Source organism: Shewanella sp. SR43-4 (assembly GCF_014163845.1).
In the GTDB taxonomy this organism is placed as follows: domain Bacteria; phylum Pseudomonadota; class Gammaproteobacteria; order Enterobacterales; family Shewanellaceae; genus Shewanella; species Shewanella vesiculosa.
In genome coordinates this window covers 79,513-99,092 of sequence record NZ_JACJEB010000011.1, presented here as the reverse complement: position 1 = coordinate 99,092, position 19,580 = coordinate 79,513, and the positions used below count along the sequence as shown (strand labels likewise).

Below are 19,580 nucleotides of genomic sequence, written 5' to 3'. Positions count from 1 at the left end.
AGCAAAAACATTTAAAAACAGGAATATATTCACAATTACTCCCCAATCAATGCCAAAATAAAACAATCACACTTAGCTTATGATTTTAATTACTTTTTTTATGTCGCATCAATTTTATTGCACTGGTATTTTACAGACCATTACCAAAAATTAATCTTTTTTACTATGGAAAAACATCTAATTACCACCCATACTTGCGCCGCTGACTAAAATACAAAGGAACACCACATTAAGCGTCAGCAATGCATGAAGATAACAACTCCGTTACATGCATATTTGGTGGAGTAAAATAACAATGGACTATAAAAATATGATGAAGAACACATTAAAAGTAGTATTACTCACATCTATGTTGCCTTTCGCTGCATCTGCTGCTCAAGAATTAACACCTTGGTACGTTGGTGGTGGTTTAGGCGTCAATAACTATGAACCAAACTGTGACCAAAAAACCATGAAAGTGTGTGGTGAAGATGACCCATATGCTTGGGACGTATTTGGTGGCTATTTATTTAACGAATACATCGGAATTGAATTAGGTTATCGTGACCTTGGCCGCGCAGAATGGACTAATTACGATAATAAGAGCTACGATGTCGGTGCTACCGGTGTTAGTTTAGGTGTTGTTGGTTTTTATCCACTTGCAGACAAGTGGAGCCTATCATCAGAAATAGGTACTTATAGCTACCTATTAGAAAACCAACAAACAGTGAATGGCCAGAAATTAAGTGATTCTGGGGTTGGTTTATTTGCTGGTGCTGGTGTTGGTTATAACTTTACTGACAATCTTAAGTTAGAAGCGAAATATCGTCGTTACGAAAATTTAGACGCTGACGCATTAAACAACTTAAAAATGGAAAGTAACTATTGGGGGCTAGCTCTAAGTTATCGTTTCGGTACTAGCGCTCCTGCTCCAGTAGCTGCTCCAATAGTGGCTCCAATTGTTGCTGTAACACCTGGTGATGCAGACAAAGATGGTGTTAATGACGACATGGACAAATGTCCAAATACTCCTTCAACACACAAAGTTGATGCTACAGGTTGTACTGTTTATGAAAACATCACCACTAAGCATGACTTAGGTGGTATTTTGTTTGCTAATGACTCAGCAGAGATCCGTGCCGGCTCATTTGCTGATTTAGAAAAACTAGCAGATTTCATGAACAAATACCCACAACATACTGTCTCTATCGGAGGCCATGCGTCTAACGTAGGTAAAGCAGAATACAACATGAAGCTTTCTGAGCGTCGTGCTGTAGCTGTTGCAAATGCACTGAACACAAAGTATGGCATTAGCAAAAGCAGAATCAATGCTGTTGGTTACGGTATCACTCAACCTGTTATGCAAGGTAGTTCAGCAGAAGCTAACCGTGTTAACCGTCGTATCGAAGCTATCGTGACGGGTACCGAAAAACGCGCAGTATTACGTTAATTGTAATATTGATACGCTATACTTTAAAAGTCGCTGCTTGCAGCGGCTTTTTTATTTTAAGAACAACCTAATAAGCCTTACAACAGTGGCTGACACTGACATTCAGGTAATTGAATTGGAACTCTGCACCGTATAAACTAACCAATTCTGTCTATTTAACGACAATAATGGCTTTAAATAAGCGAAAATAACGGAAAATTTGGTAATTTTTTTACAAATAAAGTTGGAATAATCCCTAAAATCGCTTCTAATAAAGGCATTGATCTATTTTCATTGCTTATCGAGAGGAAATTTCCATGGCCAATGCACTCGCGCAACTCAAATCATTCACTACCATCGTTGCTGATACTGGCGACATAGAGGCAATTAAGCGTTATCAGCCTGAAGATGCCACAACTAACCCGTCGCTAATCTTGAAAGCCTCACAAATCCCTGAATACGCTTTTCTTATCGAAAATGCGATTGAATGGGCAAAAACCCAAAGCCAAAATGTTGAACAACAGATCGAAGATGCTGGTGATAAACTGGCTGTCAATATTGGTGTTGAAATTTTAAAGCTAGTACCAGGCCGTATCTCAACGGAAGTCGATGCACGCTTATCATTTGACAAACAAGGCTCAATTGACAAAGCGCACAAGCTAATCAAATTATACCAAGACGCTGGTATAGACAAATCGCGTATTCTGATAAAACTAGCTTCAACTTGGGAAGGTATTTGCGCGGCAAAAGAACTTGAACAAGAAGGGATAAACTGCAATCTAACATTACTATTTAGCTTTGCTCAAGCAAGAGCTTGTGCCGAAGCTGGCGTATACTTGATTTCACCTTTTGTTGGTCGCATCTTAGATTGGTATAAAAAAGACACAGGCCAAGATTACACAGCACAAACCGATCCTGGTGTAGTCTCTGTTACTGAGATATATAACTACTACAAGCAGCACGGCTATAACACTGTTGTAATGGGTGCCAGTTTCAGAAATATCGGTGAAATTATTGAGCTTGCTGGTTGTGATCGTCTAACAATTGGCCCTGCGTTACTAGAAGAGCTAGCGAATACTGATATTGAAATCAGCGAAAAGTTAGTGGCAACTGCAGCAACACATTCGGCTCCAGCAGCACTCACTGAAGCACAGTTCCGCTGGGCATTTAATGAAGATCCAATGGCTGTGGATAAATTAGCTGAAGGGATTCGTAACTTTGCCATCGATCAAGGCAAACTAGAAGTTATGCTAAAGACAAAATTAAGCTAGTTGGAGGCTTTACTCGTGACTACACTGACTCAAAGCACGACTTGGAAAGCGCTACAAACGCATTCAAGTCAACTACCTCACATGCGCGAATTATTTGCCCAAAACCCACAACGTTTTGAACAAATGAGCGTTGCGGCTTGTGGTCTGTTTTTAGATTATTCTAAAAACCGTGTGAACGATGAAACACTTAAGCTGCTATTCTCTCTCGCTAAAGAAGCAAAACTGAGTGATAAAATTACCGCGATGTTTAATGGTGATGTGATTAACAACACTGAACAACGCTCGGTATTACATACTGCACTGCGCAGTAAATCAACTCAAACTATCATGGCTGAAGGGGCGAACATCGTTCCTGAAATACAACAAACATTAGCTAAAATGGCTAAATTTGTTGGCTCTGTTCAATCTGGGGAGTGGAAAGGTTATACAGGTAAAGCGATTACTGACATTGTGAGTATTGGTATTGGAGGTTCATTCCTTGGCCCCAAAATTGTATCACAAGCGCTAAGACCCTATTGGCAAAAAGGACTTAACTGTCATTTTGTTGCCAATGTTGATGCGACCTCTATATGTGAAAAGCTAAAAAATCTCAACGCTGAAACAACCTTGTTTGTGATGTCATCGAAATCATTCAGTACCCAAGAGACACTCACTAATACTCTGAGCGCTAAAGACTGGTTTTTAGCTCAAGGTGCAGGCCAACAAGATGTCGCTAAGCACTTTGTTGCCGTGACATCAAATGTGACTAAAGCAACAGAGTTTGGTATGGACGCTAGCAACATATTCCCAATGTGGGACTGGGTTGGCGGCCGCTACTCTTTATGGTCAGCGATTGGTTTACCTATTGCGCTACTTATTGGCATGGATAACTTTAAAGCCTTGCTGGATGGCGCACATCAAATGGATGAGCATTTTTCCAATACACCTGTCGAACATAATATGCCAGTGATCATGGCAATGCTATCGGTGTTGTATGGCAACTTCCATGGTGCTCAAGCACACGTCATTTTGACTTATGATCATTATCTGCGCGGTCTGCCAGCTTATTTCCAGCAATTAGATATGGAAAGTAATGGAAAATCAGTCACCTTAGACGGTAGTGATGTTGATTACAGCACGGGTCCTGTTATTTGGGGCGGTGAAGGTACTAATGGACAACATGCTTACCACCAGTTGCTGCATCAAGGAACATCACTGATCCCTGCGGACTTTATCATGCCACTTCAGAGCCATAATCCGTTAGGTGAGCATCATGACCAACTTGCATCAAACTGCTTTGGACAAACTCAAGCGTTAATGCAAGGCCGAACTTATGATGAAGCACTAGCAGAACTGAGTAATAGTTCATTAGACGCGGCTCAAATACCGCTTATTGCTAAACATAAGGTCATGTCAGGTAACAAACCCAGTAATACTTTATTAATGAATAAACTGACGCCAACGACCTTAGGCGCGTTGATTGCGCTATATGAACATAAAACATTTGTTCAAGGTGCTATATGGCAAATCAACTCATTTGATCAATGGGGAGTGGAGCTCGGCAAGCAGCTAGGTAATGATGTATTGGAGCGTATTGGTGCTAAAGAAGAGGCAACACAATTAGACTCATCAAGTAATGCGTTGATCAACCTTTATCGTCAGGGAAAGCTTTAACGCCTGAGGCAAATTAACGCTCGCCCACAAAGCCTTTATATCAAAACACCCTCAATAGTCTTGAGGGTGTTTTTTTATGTTCAGGATATGTATTTATTGATCATTTATTAACATCGTTAATCACTAGCTAAAAACATCAATATGAAGCATAAAAAAACAGCTGACATGTAACACTAATGAAACACAAGTGTTGCATCCTATAGCTGTTATATGATATTTATCTGCAGAGACATCATAATAAAAGGGAGGTTACCATGGATCGATTAGACTATGGTGGTGCGCTAGACGAAGTTGTTGAAAGACCAAGCCGCTCAAAAAGTTCGCCTAAAAAACGCAAATGGCGTGAGATTGAAGCCATTAAGGATAAACAGCGTTTGCTTAGGGAACTGCAAGATATTGATGATTCATTCGATTTTGATGTTAACACACTAGTGCTTTAATTGGGTTATATCACCATTAAAGCCTAACGATAAAATCAATTAAAAGAGCGCTTAATGCGCTCTTTTTGTTTAACAAAATCGTGTCAGATTAGGCATTGATAACTTTCAATATCTCTTCTTCAAAGTAAAACATTTTATTTATTGTCTGCATGCTCAATATAGGCACGTAAATCTTCAAAGACCGTTTTATTGCTGTCATTGAATAATGGGTCTTCAATTAAGCGTTTTTCACATAATACGGTGACTTTTTGCCAATCCTTTTCATCAAACACGTTAACAAAATTCGGAAACACATCCCGCTCTTCGTACTGCATATGCTTCTCTTGAAGTTCGATATATTCTTGCAGATCTTTAACAAGTTGATCTCGTGAAATCACCACATCAGATAAGATCATGTTCAGGCTATAAACTAACGCGCTAGATGCTTCAGCTAAACGATGATGTTCATTATACAACTGGCCACTATTTGCCTGGCCGGTTTTATTACTATAGTAATCGAAAATAATGTCTTCCAGAGGATGATGGCTGTGTTCTGCATAACTCTGCATGTACTCAACAATATCTCTAACCAGATTAAAATTGACTCCTTGGCCATCTGCCAATCGAGTCAATTTATTGGAAAGAATATTCAACAAAATAGCAATATGCTTATGGTCGTGCATTAAACGTTGCAACATAGTCTTCTCCCGTAATCTATTTACCAAACGATAATGTTTAAATAATAGTCAAAAATGCACTATTTACTAATCTACACTGGTATAAAGCTTTTGGGGTATGATTAAGATCATATTATTGAAATATAAAAAAACACCTTATAGCGATCTAATCGATATAAGGTGCTAGATATTGCAAAAAACTATTTTAATACTGCAAACATATGTGACTTAAGCTGTTCAAAGTCTGCTGGTAACTGCGCTGACAAGATATCTTTTTGTGCAACTGCAGCCAATTCAGGAGGCAAGGACAAATTAATCGATAACTCACGGTCAACCACATCCTTAAACTTAGCAGGATGGGCAGTACCAAGAAATATACCGGTTTCGTTACCCTCCAGACCTAGAGTTAATGCATGGGCTGCGATAGCGGCATGTGGCTCAGATTGATAGCCAGCCTGATATAACTGAAGCAATGCGGCACGAGTATCAAACTCTGAAAGTGCAACACCAGTAACCAATGATAGCGGCCACCCCATCTGCGCGCAAATAGCCTCAACACGAGGCCAGTTACTCGGTTCAGACACATCCATAGCATTTGACATGGTTGCCACTGTTTTATGCGGCTGCCATTCTCCGTCGACAAGGTAACGCGGTACAGTGTCATTACTGTTAGTGGCGGCAATAAAGCGTTTAATGGGGAGGCCCATGGCTTTAGCAAATAAACCTGCGGTTAAATTACCAAAGTTACCACTGGGTACGGACAATACAATATCATCTTGTCCAGCTTGCTTGGCTTGCGCTACCGCTTCGAAGTAATAACAGATCTGGGCTAACAAACGGCTAATATTAATTGAGTTCGCCGAATTTAAGGCTAAGTCTTCGCGAATATTACTGTCATCAAATGCTTGTTTTACAAGATGCTGACACGCATCAAAGTCAGAGGTTACCGCCACCGTATGGATATTTTGGCCTAAAGTAGTAAACATTTTTTCTTGCAGTTCACTGATTTTACCTTTGGGATACAACACCATCACGTTGACGTTATCTAAACCGTAAAATGCATCCGCTACTGCGGCACCAGTATCACCGGATGTCGCCGTTAAAATAGTCAGCTTTTTGTTTCCAGCAAGTAAGCCGATGCATTGCGCCATAAATCGAGCACCAAAATCTTTGAATGCTAAGGTTGGACCATGAAAAAGCTCTAAACAAGCACGCTTATCGTCAACCTTAACGAGTGGCACATCAAAGGTAAATGCGTTATCAACCAGTGTATCTACACTGTCCTGCCCCAACTCATCGGCTAACCATGCACCCAACACTTTTTTACTGCGCTCAGCAAAAGGTAACGCCAATAATGCATCCATATCGGCTAACACCGGAATCGATGTTGGGAAAAATAATCCTCTGTCTTTACCTAAGCCAAGCTGGACGGCTTGGCTGAAGTTTACTACCTGCGATGGGTGTTTTAAGTTATATAATTCCATTGCGACTGCCTTTTAAATTTCAATATAAATAATGCGAAAAATTAAACGTTACACGCAGCGCGTGCCGAGTTGATCTAATTTACAAATATGAGCAAAGCCACCTGGCTCAGAGATATAATGCTCCATTAACCAAACTTTGGCTTTTTCTGCAGTGGCTAAATCGTCAGTCACACTAAACAGTGTTGGACCACTGCCAGAGATACCTGTTGTGAGCATGCCTAAGTCAGTTAATGCTGCCCGAGCATCCGTATAACCTGGAATCGCCGCGGCACGATAAGGCTCTGCTAAAACATCTTTTAGCATTTCAATCGCTAATGCTGCATCTTGCCGATAACTTGCGTGAACAAAAGCACTCAAGTATCGACCAAAATCAATCGCAACCGATTTATCATATTGTTTAGGTAGTAATGCGCGCATTTTGGCAGTCGATAACGAGATACCAGGATACGCGACCACCCAATACCAATTGTCAAAGCTCGGGATGGTTGCACATGCTTGCTTATCAGAGTTAAGCATCAATTGCATGCCTCCTAAATAGCAAGGTGCAACATTGTCGTAATGCACACTACCCGATATTTTTCCTTCAAATTCGCCCATCAAAGCCAACAAAGCTTGCTGGTCAAACGGCAATCCAAAATGTTCATTTAGAGCATATAATGCAGCAACAACAGAGCTTGCACTTGAGCCTAAACCACTGCCTACAGGAAGGTTTTTTTCTAGGCAGATAGTCACTCCATCATGTCTTTGTAATTTATCTAAAAAGAACTCAGCACATTGATAAACGATATTGTCTTTGCCGTCAGCAGGTAACTTATGCGCCCATTCACCTACCTGACTATAACTGATGCCGCTAACCGCACTACTAATTATTACCCTATCACCCAGTAACGATCCATCGATTGGCGCTAAGGCAGCACCAAGCAAATCAAATCCCACCCCCACGTTGCCCATTGATGCTGGCGCATAAACCGTAAGCGTGTCTTGGCTTACCTTTAACGTTTGCTTCATAACCCAACCTCACGAGTCCAATTTAGGGTTCTTAGCACGTCTGCAAAGGCGCCAGCTGCTGTCACTTCAGTTCCTGCACCATAACCTCTTAACACGAACGGGATCGGCTGATAATAACGGCTATAAAATGCTAGGGCATTCTCGCCACCTTTAACACTATAAAGCGGATTAGTTGCATCCACTTCAATAATTCTGACATGGCATTGGCCTTCATCGATTTGGCCAACATAACGCAGTACTTTACCTTCGGCTTTTGCTGCTGCGACTCGGGCTGATATTTCTGCATCTAATGAAGGCAGATTAGCCATAAATTGATTTACATCACCAGAGTCATCAAAACCTACAGGCAATACCGACTCGACATGAATGTCCTCAAGCTCTAAAGGTAGACCGACTTCACGGGCTAAAATTAATACCTTACGCGCAACGTCCATACCGCTGAGATCATCGCGAGGATCGGGTTCAGTAAAACACTTATCACGAGCAATGGCTGTTGCTTGCGATAAGCTCATACCTTCATCTAACATGCCAAAGATATACGATAACGACCCAGATAATATACCGTTAAACTTATGTAGTTTATCTCCCGCGTACATAAGCTTTTTCAGGTTATCGATGACAGGCAAACCAGCACCAACCGTGGTTTCATATAAAAATTGACGGCGCTGAGTTAACGCTGTTTTACGCAGCTCTTGATAGTAAGCATAATCACGAGTATTAGACTTTTTATTGGGTGTCACAACATGGAAGCCGGCATTCATGACATCAAGATAACGATCTGACACTAACTCGCTCGAAGTACAATCAACCAGCACAGGGTTGAGCAATTGTTGTTCTTGACCCCACTGCAGCAACTTAGCTAAATCATATGGTTGACCTTTTTCGGCCAATAATGATTGCCATTCAGTAAGCTCAAAACCTTCACTGTTTAATATCATCTGACGAGAGTTAGCAATGCCACAAACACGAATGCTAATGTGCTGATCTTTTAGCATCGAGCCTTGTTGCTTAATTTGTTCTAATAAACCCGCCCCCACATTACCGCTGCCAACTAAAAATACATCGAGATACTGCTGTACATCAAAAAAGGCTTGATGACATGCGCCAATGGCATGTTTAGTTTTCTTCTGTTGGATAACCGTTGAAATAGAACGCTCTGATGAACCTTGCGCAATAGCAACAATATTGACACTGGCTTTAGCTAACGCAGTAAAAAACTTAGCCGCGACTCCCTTGTGGGTTTTCATGCCATCGCCGATCAGAGACACAATCGACAGGTCATGACGTAACTCTATTGGTTCAAGTAATTCACTCTTAATTTCTAGTTCAAACTCTTGCTCTAATGCCCATTTCGCTTTATTGGCATCTGAAGTGGCTACACAGAAACTGATACTGTACTCAGATGAGCTTTGAGTAATTAGAGATACTGAAATACCACTGCGAGAAATAACTGCTAATGTTCGGCTTGCCATACCAACCATGCCTTTCATACCAGGACCAGAAACGTTAAACATGGTTTGGTTATCAAGGTTTGAAATCGCTTTAACTTGTAAACCAGTTTTATCATCGTCATTAGACACTAACGTGCCAGGGGCAGATGGATTAAAACTGTTTTTGATATAACAAGGGATATGATACTGAGCAATCGGTGCAATAGTTTTAGGGTGCAACACTTTGGCACCAAAATAAGATAATTCCATCGCCTCTTGATAGCTTAATTGTGATAATAATTTTGCATCAGCAACTACTCGTGGGTCAGTATTATAAACCCCATCAACGTCAGTCCAAATCTCACAACTTGAGGCATCTAAACAGGCCGCCAGCACAGCAGCGGAATAATCAGAACCATTACGACCCAATGTCACCACTTTGCCATGAGCATCTGCAGCAGTAAAACCAGGCATAACCCATACGCGACATTGTTCAAGCTTAAGTAAAGCAAAGCGTAGTTTACTGACTGTGATATCAACCACAGACTCCAACGGCTGTCCGTGAGCTAAAAATAGCGCAACAGGATCAAGTTGTGCTGAAGTTATGCCTTTTGCCAACATCACTTGCTCCATTAATGCCGCCGACAATCGTTCACCTGTGACTACGATTTCAGCGCGGACACTGTCAGGGCATTCACCTAGTAATTTAATCCCATACAGTTTGTCTTGCCAAACTTGCATTTGTACGGCTAGTTTTTCAACCAGCAACTGATGCTGAGAAGACGTGATCAGTGATGCTGCGGCATCTGAAAAGAGTCCACTATAGACTGAACTAATATGGTCTAATACTGGCTGGTAATCTTGCTGATTAACGGCAATATCGACCATTTCTAAAAGCGCATTGGTCACAGTGGCAGGAGCAGAAAGTACAGTCGCAACAGATTCCGTTAATGCAGTATCAGCAATAATGTCTGCCGCCATAGAAAAACGAGGCCAATTCGCTAGTGATGTTCCACCAAATTTCATTACTTTCATGTCAATCTCCATGTCACTAATAGAGTGACAACATTAAATTAAAACCAAATGATTAGAATTAAAACAAAAAAGCCCGCTTCAGATGTTAGAAGCGGGCTTGTTGTACAAATCTTTTAGGGTGTAATCAGCCCGCCCCCACTATGGTAATAGTGGTGGTTGTAATGGTAGTAATTACAACGAGCATGAGGGTAAACATTTGATGATTCTCTTTTTATAATAAATGTTAACTGCTGATAATTATTGAATCAGATTCAACAATCTAATTTTCCTTGGCTAACAGAATCACTTTTTTTACCTAAGGTTGTCAACCCCTGCTTACAGTTTATTTACAAGTTATTTTTTAGGCTAAGTTGATTTTCTGAGTAAAGAGGTTTCATAACGTTACAAGTCACCACTGGTAACGATAATCAATAGCGATTTTCCACCTTAACGTAAACGTCAATAGAAAAGAAAAAAACAATAAAATATAATAAATACAGTACTATATAATTAACAAAATGATTAAATCCCTGATAGTCGACTGTCGATAGAGATACCAGAAAAGTAAACGAGAAGCCTTTGCAACGCTATGACAAACATACTGATTTATTTTCAGCATTTAGGTAATTAAACCTGCAGCATAAGACAAAATACAAAAAGCTGTGATTGAATAAGCAAAAACTGATGTTAGCCATCGCAGCTTGATAGCAAAATACGCTATCATGCACACATCACAATTGGAGGCGATATGAAAATTACAAAACATGCGGCGGTCACTATTCATTACCGCTTATCTGATGAGCAAGGTTTATTAGTTGAAAGTTCATTTGAAAGTGAGCCTATGGTTTACTTACATGGTACTGAAAACTTAATTCCTGGACTTGAATCAGTTTTAGAAGGTAAAACTGTCGGTGAAACTATCGAGGCGAAAATCCCTGCTGAACAAGCTTATGGCGAATATCATCCTGGCTTAAAGCAAGAAGTTCCTGTCAGTGCATTTGGTGATGTCGAAGACATTGTTCCGGGTATGCGTTTTATCGCTGAAACTGAAATGGGCCAACGCCCAGTTCAAGTGATTGAAGTCAAAGACGATGTCATTGTTGTTGATGGAAATCATCCATTAGCAGGTCAGTCACTGCATTTTAGTGTTGAAGTCATTGCAGTAAGAGAAGCGACAGCTGAAGAACTTTCTCATGGTCATATCCATGCTGAAGGCGGTTGTGGCAGCCATGAGCACGGACATGACCACGATCATGAATCATGTGGTTCAGAAAAACCTGGCTGTGATGGTAATGGCGGTTGCGGCTGTCGTTAATTCGTCACGCATAAATTATTTGATCAATAGACCTTATCTGGTGTTATGTTTAAAGTCTATTTGTCAGTAGAAAGATTGAAAAACCTCAAGGCATTGTCTATTAACTAGTCAGTGCCTTTTTATTTAGGTTACACTAGCTAGATTAGTAGCATTAATTTACTCGCATCAATTAGTTAGATTTATTGCGACTCCCTTTATGGATTATTTGGAGTGCGATCCTAACTAGTTGACTACCAATATAATAATTAATACGTAGCGACGGAGTGCTTATGTTAATTAAACCGCTATACGAATTATTACCTTTCTCTTACATGGTTATAGGCTGTGTCAGTATTTTTTTGCTTGAACCCAACTATGCCCTGATTGCCTCTGTTGTTGTGTATTTGTATGGTGCACATATCTATAACCTGAGGTCCAAAAACCGTCGCACTGATGCTAAACGTAAGAGGAAATCAGGCTTAATCCCTGAAACACTCTATGGATTGATGCCATTTATCTATGTGTTAACCGCTGTGAGCCTTTATCGCTTTTACCCTAGAGACTCCAGCACACTGTTTGCGTTGTGTTTAATCACTTATGGTGTTTACCTAATCTTGAGACGCTCAAGCTATCGTCACCACAGACTCCCGAGAAGCATCAGTCAATAAGCTGTATTGGTAAATACTGGATAAAATAGAACAGCTCAATTGGGGCGATAAATTAGTTATCTCGTTACAATCTGAGCTAAGCACATCCAAGATAATGAAAGCCATTCGAATACCAATGAGCTGTACTCCTCCCCCCAATCAGACACAGTAAGTTAATGAGACTATTTATTTGTGTTGGTCATTTTTGGTAATTCTAAAATTAATGATATGAATAACCATTGAACAGCAATGCTATCTGTTATCGATAACAAAAAAGCTCTGATAATATGATTAATAAAGAATATTTCTATCAAAATAAACTAGTCTAAAATTAATTTTTTGACTGAATCTCTTTGTTTTACGGACATATTTTTCAAATAATTTGAACAACGCGTAATGGTTGCAATACTGACCTGATGCTCTGCTGCGATTTGTCTTTGACTTAATTTCCCCGCCAATAAGGTTTGAAATACCTGTAAACGCCCAGAAACAGCGCTGCGCTCTTCTTCCGTTAATAATAATTGAAACAACACAGATAAATCATCTTCGTTAGCATGAGTTAAAATTTTTTCTACCACTAAATTCCAATTGGCACGCATTGTATTTCTCTTTATAGTAATGCCTAGACATTACAAGTGTATCAAGGAACTACGCAAATTAGCAAAACAGCCGTTGATAAACATGTAATAAAACATATCGCAAAATGATAATAAAATTGTGTAGAATAAAGACTAATACACTGAAACTTAGCGCTAAATATTTGGCTAAGTGGCAAACGTTAGAACACGCTAGCTTAATATTAAGTATGACTAATGAGTATTAGTGCTTATGGAACCGGTACCATCAACAAAAAGTGAAGGATAACGATGAAAAAGATATTACTAACAGTTGCGGTTACCGCAATGATGATTCCAGCAGTATTTGCGAATAATTTCAAAGAAACAGCTGATGCCATTGAATACCGTCAAGCTGCTTTCGGCTTAATTGCTTATAACTTTGGTGATATGGGCGCTATGCTAAAAGGTAAAAAACCTTTTGATGCAGCGGTGTTTAGTTCTCGTGCAGATAATGTTGCCGCACTATCAAAACTACCACATGAAGGTTTTATTGACGGTTCTGATAAAGGCGATACTGAAGCTCTTGCAAAAATTTGGCAAGATAAGGCTGACTTTGATAGCAAAATGACTGCATTCCAAGATAATGCCGCAGCGTTAGCTATTGCAGCTAAAACAAGTAATGAGAACAGTATTAAACAAGCTTTTGCTAACACTGGTAAAAGTTGTAAAGGTTGTCACGACGTTTACAAAAAAGACTAAAGTTACTTGGAGCTGAACAAGATTTAAATCGATTAGTTTAAGCAAGCAATAAGTCGTTCAGACCTGTAACCCAAAAGAGTAAAGCCCATGCATATGGGCTTTTTTATTGCTGATTAACGAGTGATCGATGAGTTTTTGGTTCGATTTCGTTCGAGATAAACATGAGATAATCAAGCGAGTGGAACACTACCTAGCAATCTAAGCAGCATTTCGCTCAACACAGAATAACACGCTTTTAACCTACACCTTAGGGCAATGTTTATTGGTCATATCTACTAGGGTATTGGCTTTTCATGTCAAATGACGACACAACAAAGCTCCCACCTTAATCACTGACAACTACAAACCAACAATTCACAGCAAAAAATTAAAAATCAACAAACCCTAATATAAATTTATAAATAACTGACTACAGGTTCAAGCAACCACCACCATACACAGACAAATATGGCTAATACGATAATTAACGCTATCCAAGGCGAACGTAAGCGAGGTGGGGTTATCTGCTTACTAGCCAGTTTATAACCACTAAACATTGCTTTAAGTATATTGTCACCTTTAGCGACATGGACAACTACCGCAATGATGTGAATCGCGGCCATAGCTAAAATAATATTGAAATTGGTTTTATGTAACCAAGTTAACCATCCTGCTGTATCTGACGATACAAGATACATCAATGGACCTTCGGTAAAGATATCATCGGTAGCAAATAATCCGCTAATTAATTGCAGCATAATGATGCTTAACAATAAAATGACCATATACCCACCTAGTGGATTATGGCCTATCGACTTGGGTTTGGGTTGTGCTTTTGCGTAAGCAATAACTTTTTTAGGTGCAACAAAAAAATGTGTAAACTTAGCGGTATCGCTTCCTATAAAGCCCCAAATTAATCTAAATATAATCAGTGTCATCAACAGGTACGCTAGTATCTGATGCCACTGCATTTCTCCTATTTCAGCTGTCCACCATAACCCGCCAACTAAAGACACCATGGCCCAATGAAAAAAACGGGTTGGAAAATCCCATACCTTTATTTTTTGTTGTTCTATACTCACTAATAACAGCCCTTATAAATTTGCTTATAAGTCGATTATAAGCCAATCAAAAATGAATTAAATCACATCATTAAGAGTATTGTGTTTAATGTTGGAAATATTTGCTCAGCAAAATAAGCATTTTGAGCGGATTACGGAGATTGAGGGCAGATTCTTGGCTGTTTTGTTTAAAATACCAGCAAAATAAATAATATATCATCAACTTATCTATTCAAATATGGCGCAATTTATACCGTACCACAAGTAGATTTTAATGCTTTTTATTGAAAAATGTCTAAGAGATCAAATAAGCTGTGTTCGATGTTTTTTGCCATCTAAAACGTGATCAGGATCACAATACTTATGGTTAATCTTGGTAATCTGGAGTTAAGCAAACAACAAGAAGGTTCTAAATATGCTGAAAATCACTAGCAAACAACTTGAAGTCACTGCCCTTATCCGTGAACGTATCGAAGGACGATTAGAAAAATTAAGTCGACATGATATTCAATTAATTAATCCGCACATTATTATCAATCAAGAAAAGCAGTTGTTTAAAATAGAGGCATCAGTTGGATTACCTAGTGGAGATTTATTCGCCCAGGCAAAAAGTGAAAACCTATACGCAGCGATAACTGCAATGGGACAAAAGCTGGAAAAACAGCTAAATCGCCTGACCCATAAACCCCAGGCTCAACGCCATGTATCATTACCAAATGATACAGAAAGCGAATTTGAGTATGTCTATAAGGAGGAAAACGCAGCTTGATGTTATTTATCTCTCACCAGCGCACCCTCGGGTGCGCTTTCTTTTGTCTGTAATTAACGCAAGTCTGTATTAATGAATAAAATTACATTGACAGCAGTCTGCTAGGGCTTTAGTTTTAACCCATGAACAAAAATATATTCAGCCTTTTTATTTTCTTTTTTATTCAGCCCACCCCTGGAGGCGGATTTTCTGTGTAAAAACGAAAATGAAAATTCTAAAGCCTCCCAAATGGGAGGCTTTTTTGTCTTATAAGCACTGCTGTATGAATCAATACACCAGTATATAGCGTTATATTGAGGTCTATATGCAAAAACCACCCGCGTTAAGTCAAACTCGCGAACAGATCACTGCTCTTGATAAAGCGCTATTAGAGTTATTATCTAAACGCCGCCAATTAAGCTTAAATGTAGCTCGCAGCAAAGAAATTGATGTTAGGCCAATACGAGACACTCAAAGAGAAAAAGAACTGCTCGAAAGACTCGTGCTACAAGGTCGAGAACAAGGTCTTGATGCTCACTTTGTCATCTCACTTTATCAAAGTATTATTGAAGACTCAGTGTTATTTCAACAAACCTATCTTCACGGCAGAGCAAATCCTGACACTCAAAAACAACAATATACTGTGGCTTATTTAGGAGCGAGAGGCTCTTATTCATACTTAGCAGCTAGCCGTTACTGCTCTCGGCGCCAAGTAGAAATGCTCGATTTTGGCTGTAAAAGTTTTGATGACATCGTTAATGCCGTCGAATCTGGTCATGCTGATTACGGCTTTCTGCCGATTGAAAATACCTCTTCCGGATCTATCAATGAAGTGTATGACGTGCTGCAACATACAACGCTATCGATTGTCGGCGAAACAACCATTGAAGTCAGTCACTGTTTACTCACGAAACCTGACAGTAAGCTAGCTGATATAGAAACTATCTATGCGCATCCGCAGCCAATTAGCCAATGTAGTCGTTATTTAAGCCAGCATCCTAATATTAAACTTGAATATTGCTCCAGTAGTGCTGAGGCAATGACAAAAGTTATCGAAGCAAAGAGTAACACTGTCGCAGCAATAGGCAGTGCAGAAGGCGGAGCCTTATATCAACTGATTGCAATGGAACAAGGTTTAGCAAACCAAAAGATTAACCAAAGTCGGTTTATCGTTGTCGCCCGCAAAGCCTCTGCAGTACCGTCTCAATTACCCGCTAAAACTACCTTAATCATGGCTACAGGACAAAAGCCTGGTGCATTGGTAGAGGCATTACTGGTTCTTAAAGCGCATAACTTGAATATGAGCAAATTAGAATCTCGCCCTATTCCAGGAACGCCATGGGAAGAGATGTTTTATCTCGACATAGATGGCAACTTAGCCACAGCAGAAGTTCAACAAGCGATTAAAGAGCTAGAACGCCTTACCCGTTTTATTAAAGTATTAGGCTGCTACCCCTGTGAAACGGTTAAACCAACCCAGCTATCGCAAGCCCAGCTATTGATTGAACCAGGCAGTTCAAAACAACAACCAATCAAGTCTTTACCCAATAGCCAAGCAAAGCATTCACGCGACTATAAATCACAAGACACTCAGTTATTTTGCCAACATTTACAAATAGGTGCCGGACAGTTTAGCGCATTACAGCAAATTAATTTGCCGATAGATAATACCGAACTAGCCACCCAAGCTAAGATTATCAAAGAATCAGGTTTTCAAGCTATTTTGCTCAACGATTTAAAACAACAACTGAATGAACAAGAGCTAAAACAGCATGCACAAGTGATTGAGCAAGCCGGCTTAGTATGCATAATGCAAGTAGATCATGAACAAGAGTTTAGTATCGCAAGCCAATTAGCAGACATGTTGATTTTGAGCGGTAAACAAATGTATAACACCGACATGTTAACCTTAATTGGTTCAGTCAATTTGCCGGTGATATTAGAGCGAAATACCATGGCTAGTGTTGACGATTGGCTACAAGCCGCCGATACGGTCCTTAGCCACGGTAATCAACAATTAGGCCTATGTGAGTCAGGAGTGCGAAGTTTTACTCATCCTGAGCAGTTAAGCCTCGATTTAGCGGGGCTAGTTGAAGTTAAATTACGCAGTCATTTACCCGTTATTGTTAATACTTGTTTTAGCAGTAATGCTGCGCTGCTGAGCACTAATGCGATTGCCGTAAAACAGCTAAAAGCCGATGGCATCATTATTATCCATCAAACGCAGTTGTCATATGCTGAGTTGCTCCACGATTTATACCAGATAAAATAAAACATCTACTATAAGTTAAAGGTATCAAACTATTTTATCTTGAGCCGACCTTCACTCAAGCCAATAAAAATGCCGAGATATTATCTCGGCATTTTGCTTCACTAGTCGCTTCTTTTACTTAAACTGCAAGACCATCATTAAGACTGATCCAGCCTTTGAAAATACGATAACTAAACCAACTAACACCTAGGATGTACATTGGTAAACTTAACCATAATGGACTTAACCAATAACCGGCAATAAAAAATGGACACAGGCCGATTATACTCATGCGTTGCCAGCGTAAATGACTACCTAGCACAGAATCTGGATTAATATTTTTCTGGATCAAATTAAACCAAAGGCTCAATAATACGGGAACAAAAAACAATGGAAAGGCACTCATTAAACCATAAAGAAAATGCCCTAAGGAATTATCTTCAACCTGTTGAATAGGCAGTGTATTCGATGGCATCATCGACATAGGGTTATCCTCCAAATGCAACTACGTTTACTGAGCTAACACGGTTTTATTACACTACGGTGCTAGTTAAACATAAGCTTTGTGTCACTATTTCGCAATATTTAGATTAATTAATAATGCTTCATTTAACAGCAATTCACTTCGACTCGGAATACAAAAAGACAGTAAAGAAATAAAAGTAAGTGATTTTACCGAGCCCTACACCGCTGCATCTGTTTGTTTTTTACTGTTCAATACAACAATAATGATGGGGTAAAACAAATTTGAAAACGGTTTAGTACCCCAAATACAAGTTAACTGCTTTTCATATCGTTAACAGATTGCAACATGGCGCGACTTTCGTGTTGGAACTGAGGAGCAAAATCACCAAACCATTTTGCCACTCGCTGAAATTGCTCAACAAAGGCTTGTCTATTTCCAGTTTGCAACATGGTTAATGCATCACGATAATTATCAAGATAATCACTTATCGCATGTTGACTACCAGCTTGTGCAAATATGATATCGGCATAAAGCTCAGGATCTTGAGCAAATAAACGTCCAACCATGGCCAACTCTAAGCGATAAATAGGTGAGCTAAATTGCAGTAGGTTTCCAATATCAGCTTCTTCTTTACACAGGTTGACACCATATACAAAGGTTGAAAAGTGACGCATAGCTTGCACTAGTTGCATGGCTTTATCATGACGTTCGGCTTCAGCTTCGACAATACGAGCCCCCCAAATCTCAATCTGCTGTAGCAACCATTGGTAGGCCTCTTGATGACGACCATGACACACTACCACCACTTGTTTAGCAAGACTGCCAACATCAGGACCAAACATAGGATGTAGACCAACCACTGGACCGCTATGGGCTGCTAACATTGCTGCTACGGGCTCTTCTTTAATTGAAGTAAGATCAGCTAAAATACAATTGTCAGGTAACTGAGTTAATTTTTCTCGAATAACCTCGCAAGTCACATTTATAGGCACGGTAACAATCACCAGTCCAGCACCATCAAAAATAGCTGCGGCCTCTTGCCAATCGTTTTTATCGATACTTTTAACTTCATAACCAGAAAGAACTAACATCTGGCTAAATAGCTGTCCAAGTTTGCCCTGACCACCGACTATCACCACATGACCCAGATCTTGTTTAACCTGCTTGAAACCAACATCTTTCTCATTTAAATAAGATTCACGCATAAGCCGGCGTAATATATCTTCAATTAACTGTGGTGAAATGTTCATGCTTTGCGCTTCATTTCGCCGCTTTGCTAACATGGAGGCTTCACGTTGTGGAGCATAAATAGGCACACCAGCGGCATGTTTTACTGCGCCAACTTGTGCAACTAAATCAAGGCGTTTACGTAATAAATGCAGTAATTGTTGATCAACGCCATCAATTAAATCACGAAGATGCTCTAGGCCTGCTGTGGTTTTTTCATTCATCTG

The 19,580-nt window shown here is 39.8% G+C and carries 17 protein-coding genes and 1 other annotated feature; of the genes, 9 read left to right on the top strand and 8 right to left on the bottom strand.

Annotated elements, in window-relative coordinates; all coding sequences use genetic code 11:
- Positions 1-295: 295 nt before the first annotated feature.
- The 4 genes from H5123_RS13915 (at position 296) to H5123_RS13900 (ending at position 4,772) form a co-directional block, all read left to right on the top strand.
- Positions 296-1,429 carry an OmpA family protein gene (locus tag H5123_RS13915; RefSeq protein WP_259395255.1) on the top strand — a complete coding sequence of 378 codons (1,134 nt, stop codon included), beginning with the start codon at positions 296-298 and terminating at the stop codon, positions 1,427-1,429.
- Positions 1,430-1,725: 296 nt separating this feature from the next.
- Positions 1,726-2,679 (top strand): transaldolase, encoded by a 954-nt coding sequence (gene tal / locus H5123_RS13910; RefSeq protein WP_124017138.1) that lies wholly within the window; start codon positions 1,726-1,728, stop codon positions 2,677-2,679.
- Positions 2,680-2,694: 15 nt separating this feature from the next.
- Positions 2,695-4,332: a glucose-6-phosphate isomerase gene (gene pgi, locus H5123_RS13905; protein ID WP_182698339.1), complete on the top strand. Its 1,638-nt coding sequence runs from the start codon at positions 2,695-2,697 to the stop codon at positions 4,330-4,332.
- 254 nt (positions 4,333-4,586) lie between these two features.
- On the top strand, positions 4,587-4,772 hold the full coding sequence (locus tag H5123_RS13900; RefSeq protein ID WP_124017136.1) for a DUF3545 family protein: 186 nt from the start codon (positions 4,587-4,589) through the stop codon (positions 4,770-4,772).
- A gap of 134 nt (positions 4,773-4,906) precedes the next feature.
- Here the strand turns inward: H5123_RS13900 and H5123_RS13895 are convergent, their stop codons facing one another.
- The 4 genes from H5123_RS13895 to thrA all read right to left on the bottom strand — a co-directional run bounded on the left by H5123_RS13895 (position 4,907) and on the right by thrA (position 10,385).
- Positions 4,907-5,449, bottom strand: coding sequence for a hemerythrin domain-containing protein (locus H5123_RS13895; RefSeq protein ID WP_124017135.1), 543 nt, complete (start codon positions 5,447-5,449; stop codon positions 4,907-4,909).
- Positions 5,450-5,628: 179 nt separating this feature from the next.
- Complete coding sequence (gene thrC / locus H5123_RS13890; RefSeq protein ID WP_124017134.1) at positions 5,629-6,912, bottom strand: threonine synthase; 1,284 nt, start codon at positions 6,910-6,912, stop codon at positions 5,629-5,631.
- Between the two features lie 48 nt (positions 6,913-6,960).
- Positions 6,961-7,920, bottom strand: a complete 960-nt coding sequence (gene thrB / locus H5123_RS13885) for a homoserine kinase (RefSeq protein WP_182698338.1) — start codon at positions 7,918-7,920, stop codon at positions 6,961-6,963.
- Positions 7,917-10,385, bottom strand: coding sequence for a bifunctional aspartate kinase/homoserine dehydrogenase I (gene thrA / locus H5123_RS13880; protein ID WP_182698337.1), 2,469 nt, complete (start codon positions 10,383-10,385; stop codon positions 7,917-7,919). Before thrA ends, thrB begins: the two co-directional genes overlap by 4 nt.
- Positions 10,386-11,112: 727 nt before the next feature.
- Between thrA and slyD the strand changes: the two genes are divergently transcribed.
- Positions 11,113-11,679: a peptidylprolyl isomerase gene (slyD, locus tag H5123_RS13875; RefSeq protein ID WP_124017131.1), complete on the top strand. Its 567-nt coding sequence runs from the start codon at positions 11,113-11,115 to the stop codon at positions 11,677-11,679.
- Positions 11,680-11,948: 269 nt separating this feature from the next.
- On the top strand, positions 11,949-12,326 hold the full coding sequence (locus tag H5123_RS13870) for a hypothetical protein (RefSeq protein WP_124017130.1): 378 nt from the start codon (positions 11,949-11,951) through the stop codon (positions 12,324-12,326).
- 299 nt (positions 12,327-12,625) lie between these two features.
- Here the strand turns inward: H5123_RS13870 and trpR are convergent, their stop codons facing one another.
- On the bottom strand, positions 12,626-12,904 hold the full coding sequence (gene trpR / locus H5123_RS13865) for a trp operon repressor (protein WP_124017129.1): 279 nt from the start codon (positions 12,902-12,904) through the stop codon (positions 12,626-12,628).
- A 267-nt stretch (positions 12,905-13,171) separates the two neighbouring features.
- Here trpR and H5123_RS13860 point away from each other — a divergent pair, with 267 nt between their 5' ends.
- Complete coding sequence (locus H5123_RS13860) at positions 13,172-13,621, top strand: cytochrome c (protein ID WP_124017128.1); 450 nt, start codon at positions 13,172-13,174, stop codon at positions 13,619-13,621.
- Positions 13,622-14,016: 395 nt separating this feature from the next.
- Here the strand turns inward: H5123_RS13860 and H5123_RS13855 are convergent, their stop codons facing one another.
- A complete protein-coding gene (locus H5123_RS13855) occupies positions 14,017-14,682 on the bottom strand; it encodes a cytochrome b/b6 domain-containing protein (RefSeq protein ID WP_182698336.1) in 666 nt (221 codons plus the stop codon).
- 394 nt (positions 14,683-15,076) lie between these two features.
- Here H5123_RS13855 and hpf point away from each other — a divergent pair, with 394 nt between their 5' ends.
- Together hpf and pheA are read left to right on the top strand one after the other, a co-directional pair.
- Complete coding sequence (hpf, locus tag H5123_RS13850) at positions 15,077-15,430, top strand: ribosome hibernation-promoting factor, HPF/YfiA family (protein WP_124017126.1); 354 nt, start codon at positions 15,077-15,079, stop codon at positions 15,428-15,430.
- Between the two features lie 124 nt (positions 15,431-15,554).
- Positions 15,555-15,676 (top strand) — a sequence feature (Phe leader region).
- Positions 15,677-15,734: 58 nt separating this feature from the next.
- On the top strand, positions 15,735-17,681 hold the full coding sequence (gene pheA / locus H5123_RS13845) for a prephenate dehydratase (RefSeq protein WP_182698335.1): 1,947 nt from the start codon (positions 15,735-15,737) through the stop codon (positions 17,679-17,681).
- Between the two features lie 118 nt (positions 17,682-17,799).
- On the opposite strand, the gene H5123_RS13840 is transcribed toward pheA, so the two are convergent.
- Both H5123_RS13840 and tyrA read right to left on the bottom strand, forming a co-directional pair.
- Positions 17,800-18,144 carry a hypothetical protein gene (locus tag H5123_RS13840; protein WP_124017124.1) on the bottom strand — a complete coding sequence of 115 codons (345 nt, stop codon included), beginning with the start codon at positions 18,142-18,144 and terminating at the stop codon, positions 17,800-17,802.
- A gap of 293 nt (positions 18,145-18,437) precedes the next feature.
- Positions 18,438-19,577, bottom strand: coding sequence for a bifunctional chorismate mutase/prephenate dehydrogenase (gene tyrA, locus H5123_RS13835; RefSeq protein ID WP_182698334.1), 1,140 nt, complete (start codon positions 19,575-19,577; stop codon positions 18,438-18,440).
- Positions 19,578-19,580: the final 3 nt, after the last annotated feature.

Coding starts and splice junctions, on each gene's coding strand:
- H5123_RS13900 (WP_124017136.1), top strand. CDS start 4,587: ATGGATCGATTAGACTATGGTGGTGCGCTAGACGAAGTTGTTGAAAGA.
- thrA (WP_182698337.1), bottom strand. CDS start 10,385: ATGAAAGTAATGAAATTTGGTGGAACATCACTAGCGAATTGGCCTCGT.
- thrC (WP_124017134.1), bottom strand. CDS start 6,912: ATGGAATTATATAACTTAAAACACCCATCGCAGGTAGTAAACTTCAGC.
- hpf (WP_124017126.1), top strand. CDS start 15,077: ATGCTGAAAATCACTAGCAAACAACTTGAAGTCACTGCCCTTATCCGT.
- H5123_RS13915 (WP_259395255.1), top strand. CDS start 296: ATGGACTATAAAAATATGATGAAGAACACATTAAAAGTAGTATTACTC.
- pheA (WP_182698335.1), top strand. CDS start 15,735: ATGCAAAAACCACCCGCGTTAAGTCAAACTCGCGAACAGATCACTGCT.
- H5123_RS13840 (WP_124017124.1), bottom strand. CDS start 18,144: ATGTCGATGATGCCATCGAATACACTGCCTATTCAACAGGTTGAAGAT.
- tyrA (WP_182698334.1), bottom strand. CDS start 19,577: ATGAATGAAAAAACCACAGCAGGCCTAGAGCATCTTCGTGATTTAATT.
- H5123_RS13895 (WP_124017135.1), bottom strand. CDS start 5,449: ATGTTGCAACGTTTAATGCACGACCATAAGCATATTGCTATTTTGTTG.
- tal (WP_124017138.1), top strand. CDS start 1,726: ATGGCCAATGCACTCGCGCAACTCAAATCATTCACTACCATCGTTGCT.
- slyD (WP_124017131.1), top strand. CDS start 11,113: ATGAAAATTACAAAACATGCGGCGGTCACTATTCATTACCGCTTATCT.
- trpR (WP_124017129.1), bottom strand. CDS start 12,904: ATGCGTGCCAATTGGAATTTAGTGGTAGAAAAAATTTTAACTCATGCT.
- thrB (WP_182698338.1), bottom strand. CDS start 7,920: ATGAAGCAAACGTTAAAGGTAAGCCAAGACACGCTTACGGTTTATGCG.
- H5123_RS13870 (WP_124017130.1), top strand. CDS start 11,949: ATGTTAATTAAACCGCTATACGAATTATTACCTTTCTCTTACATGGTT.
- H5123_RS13860 (WP_124017128.1), top strand. CDS start 13,172: ATGAAAAAGATATTACTAACAGTTGCGGTTACCGCAATGATGATTCCA.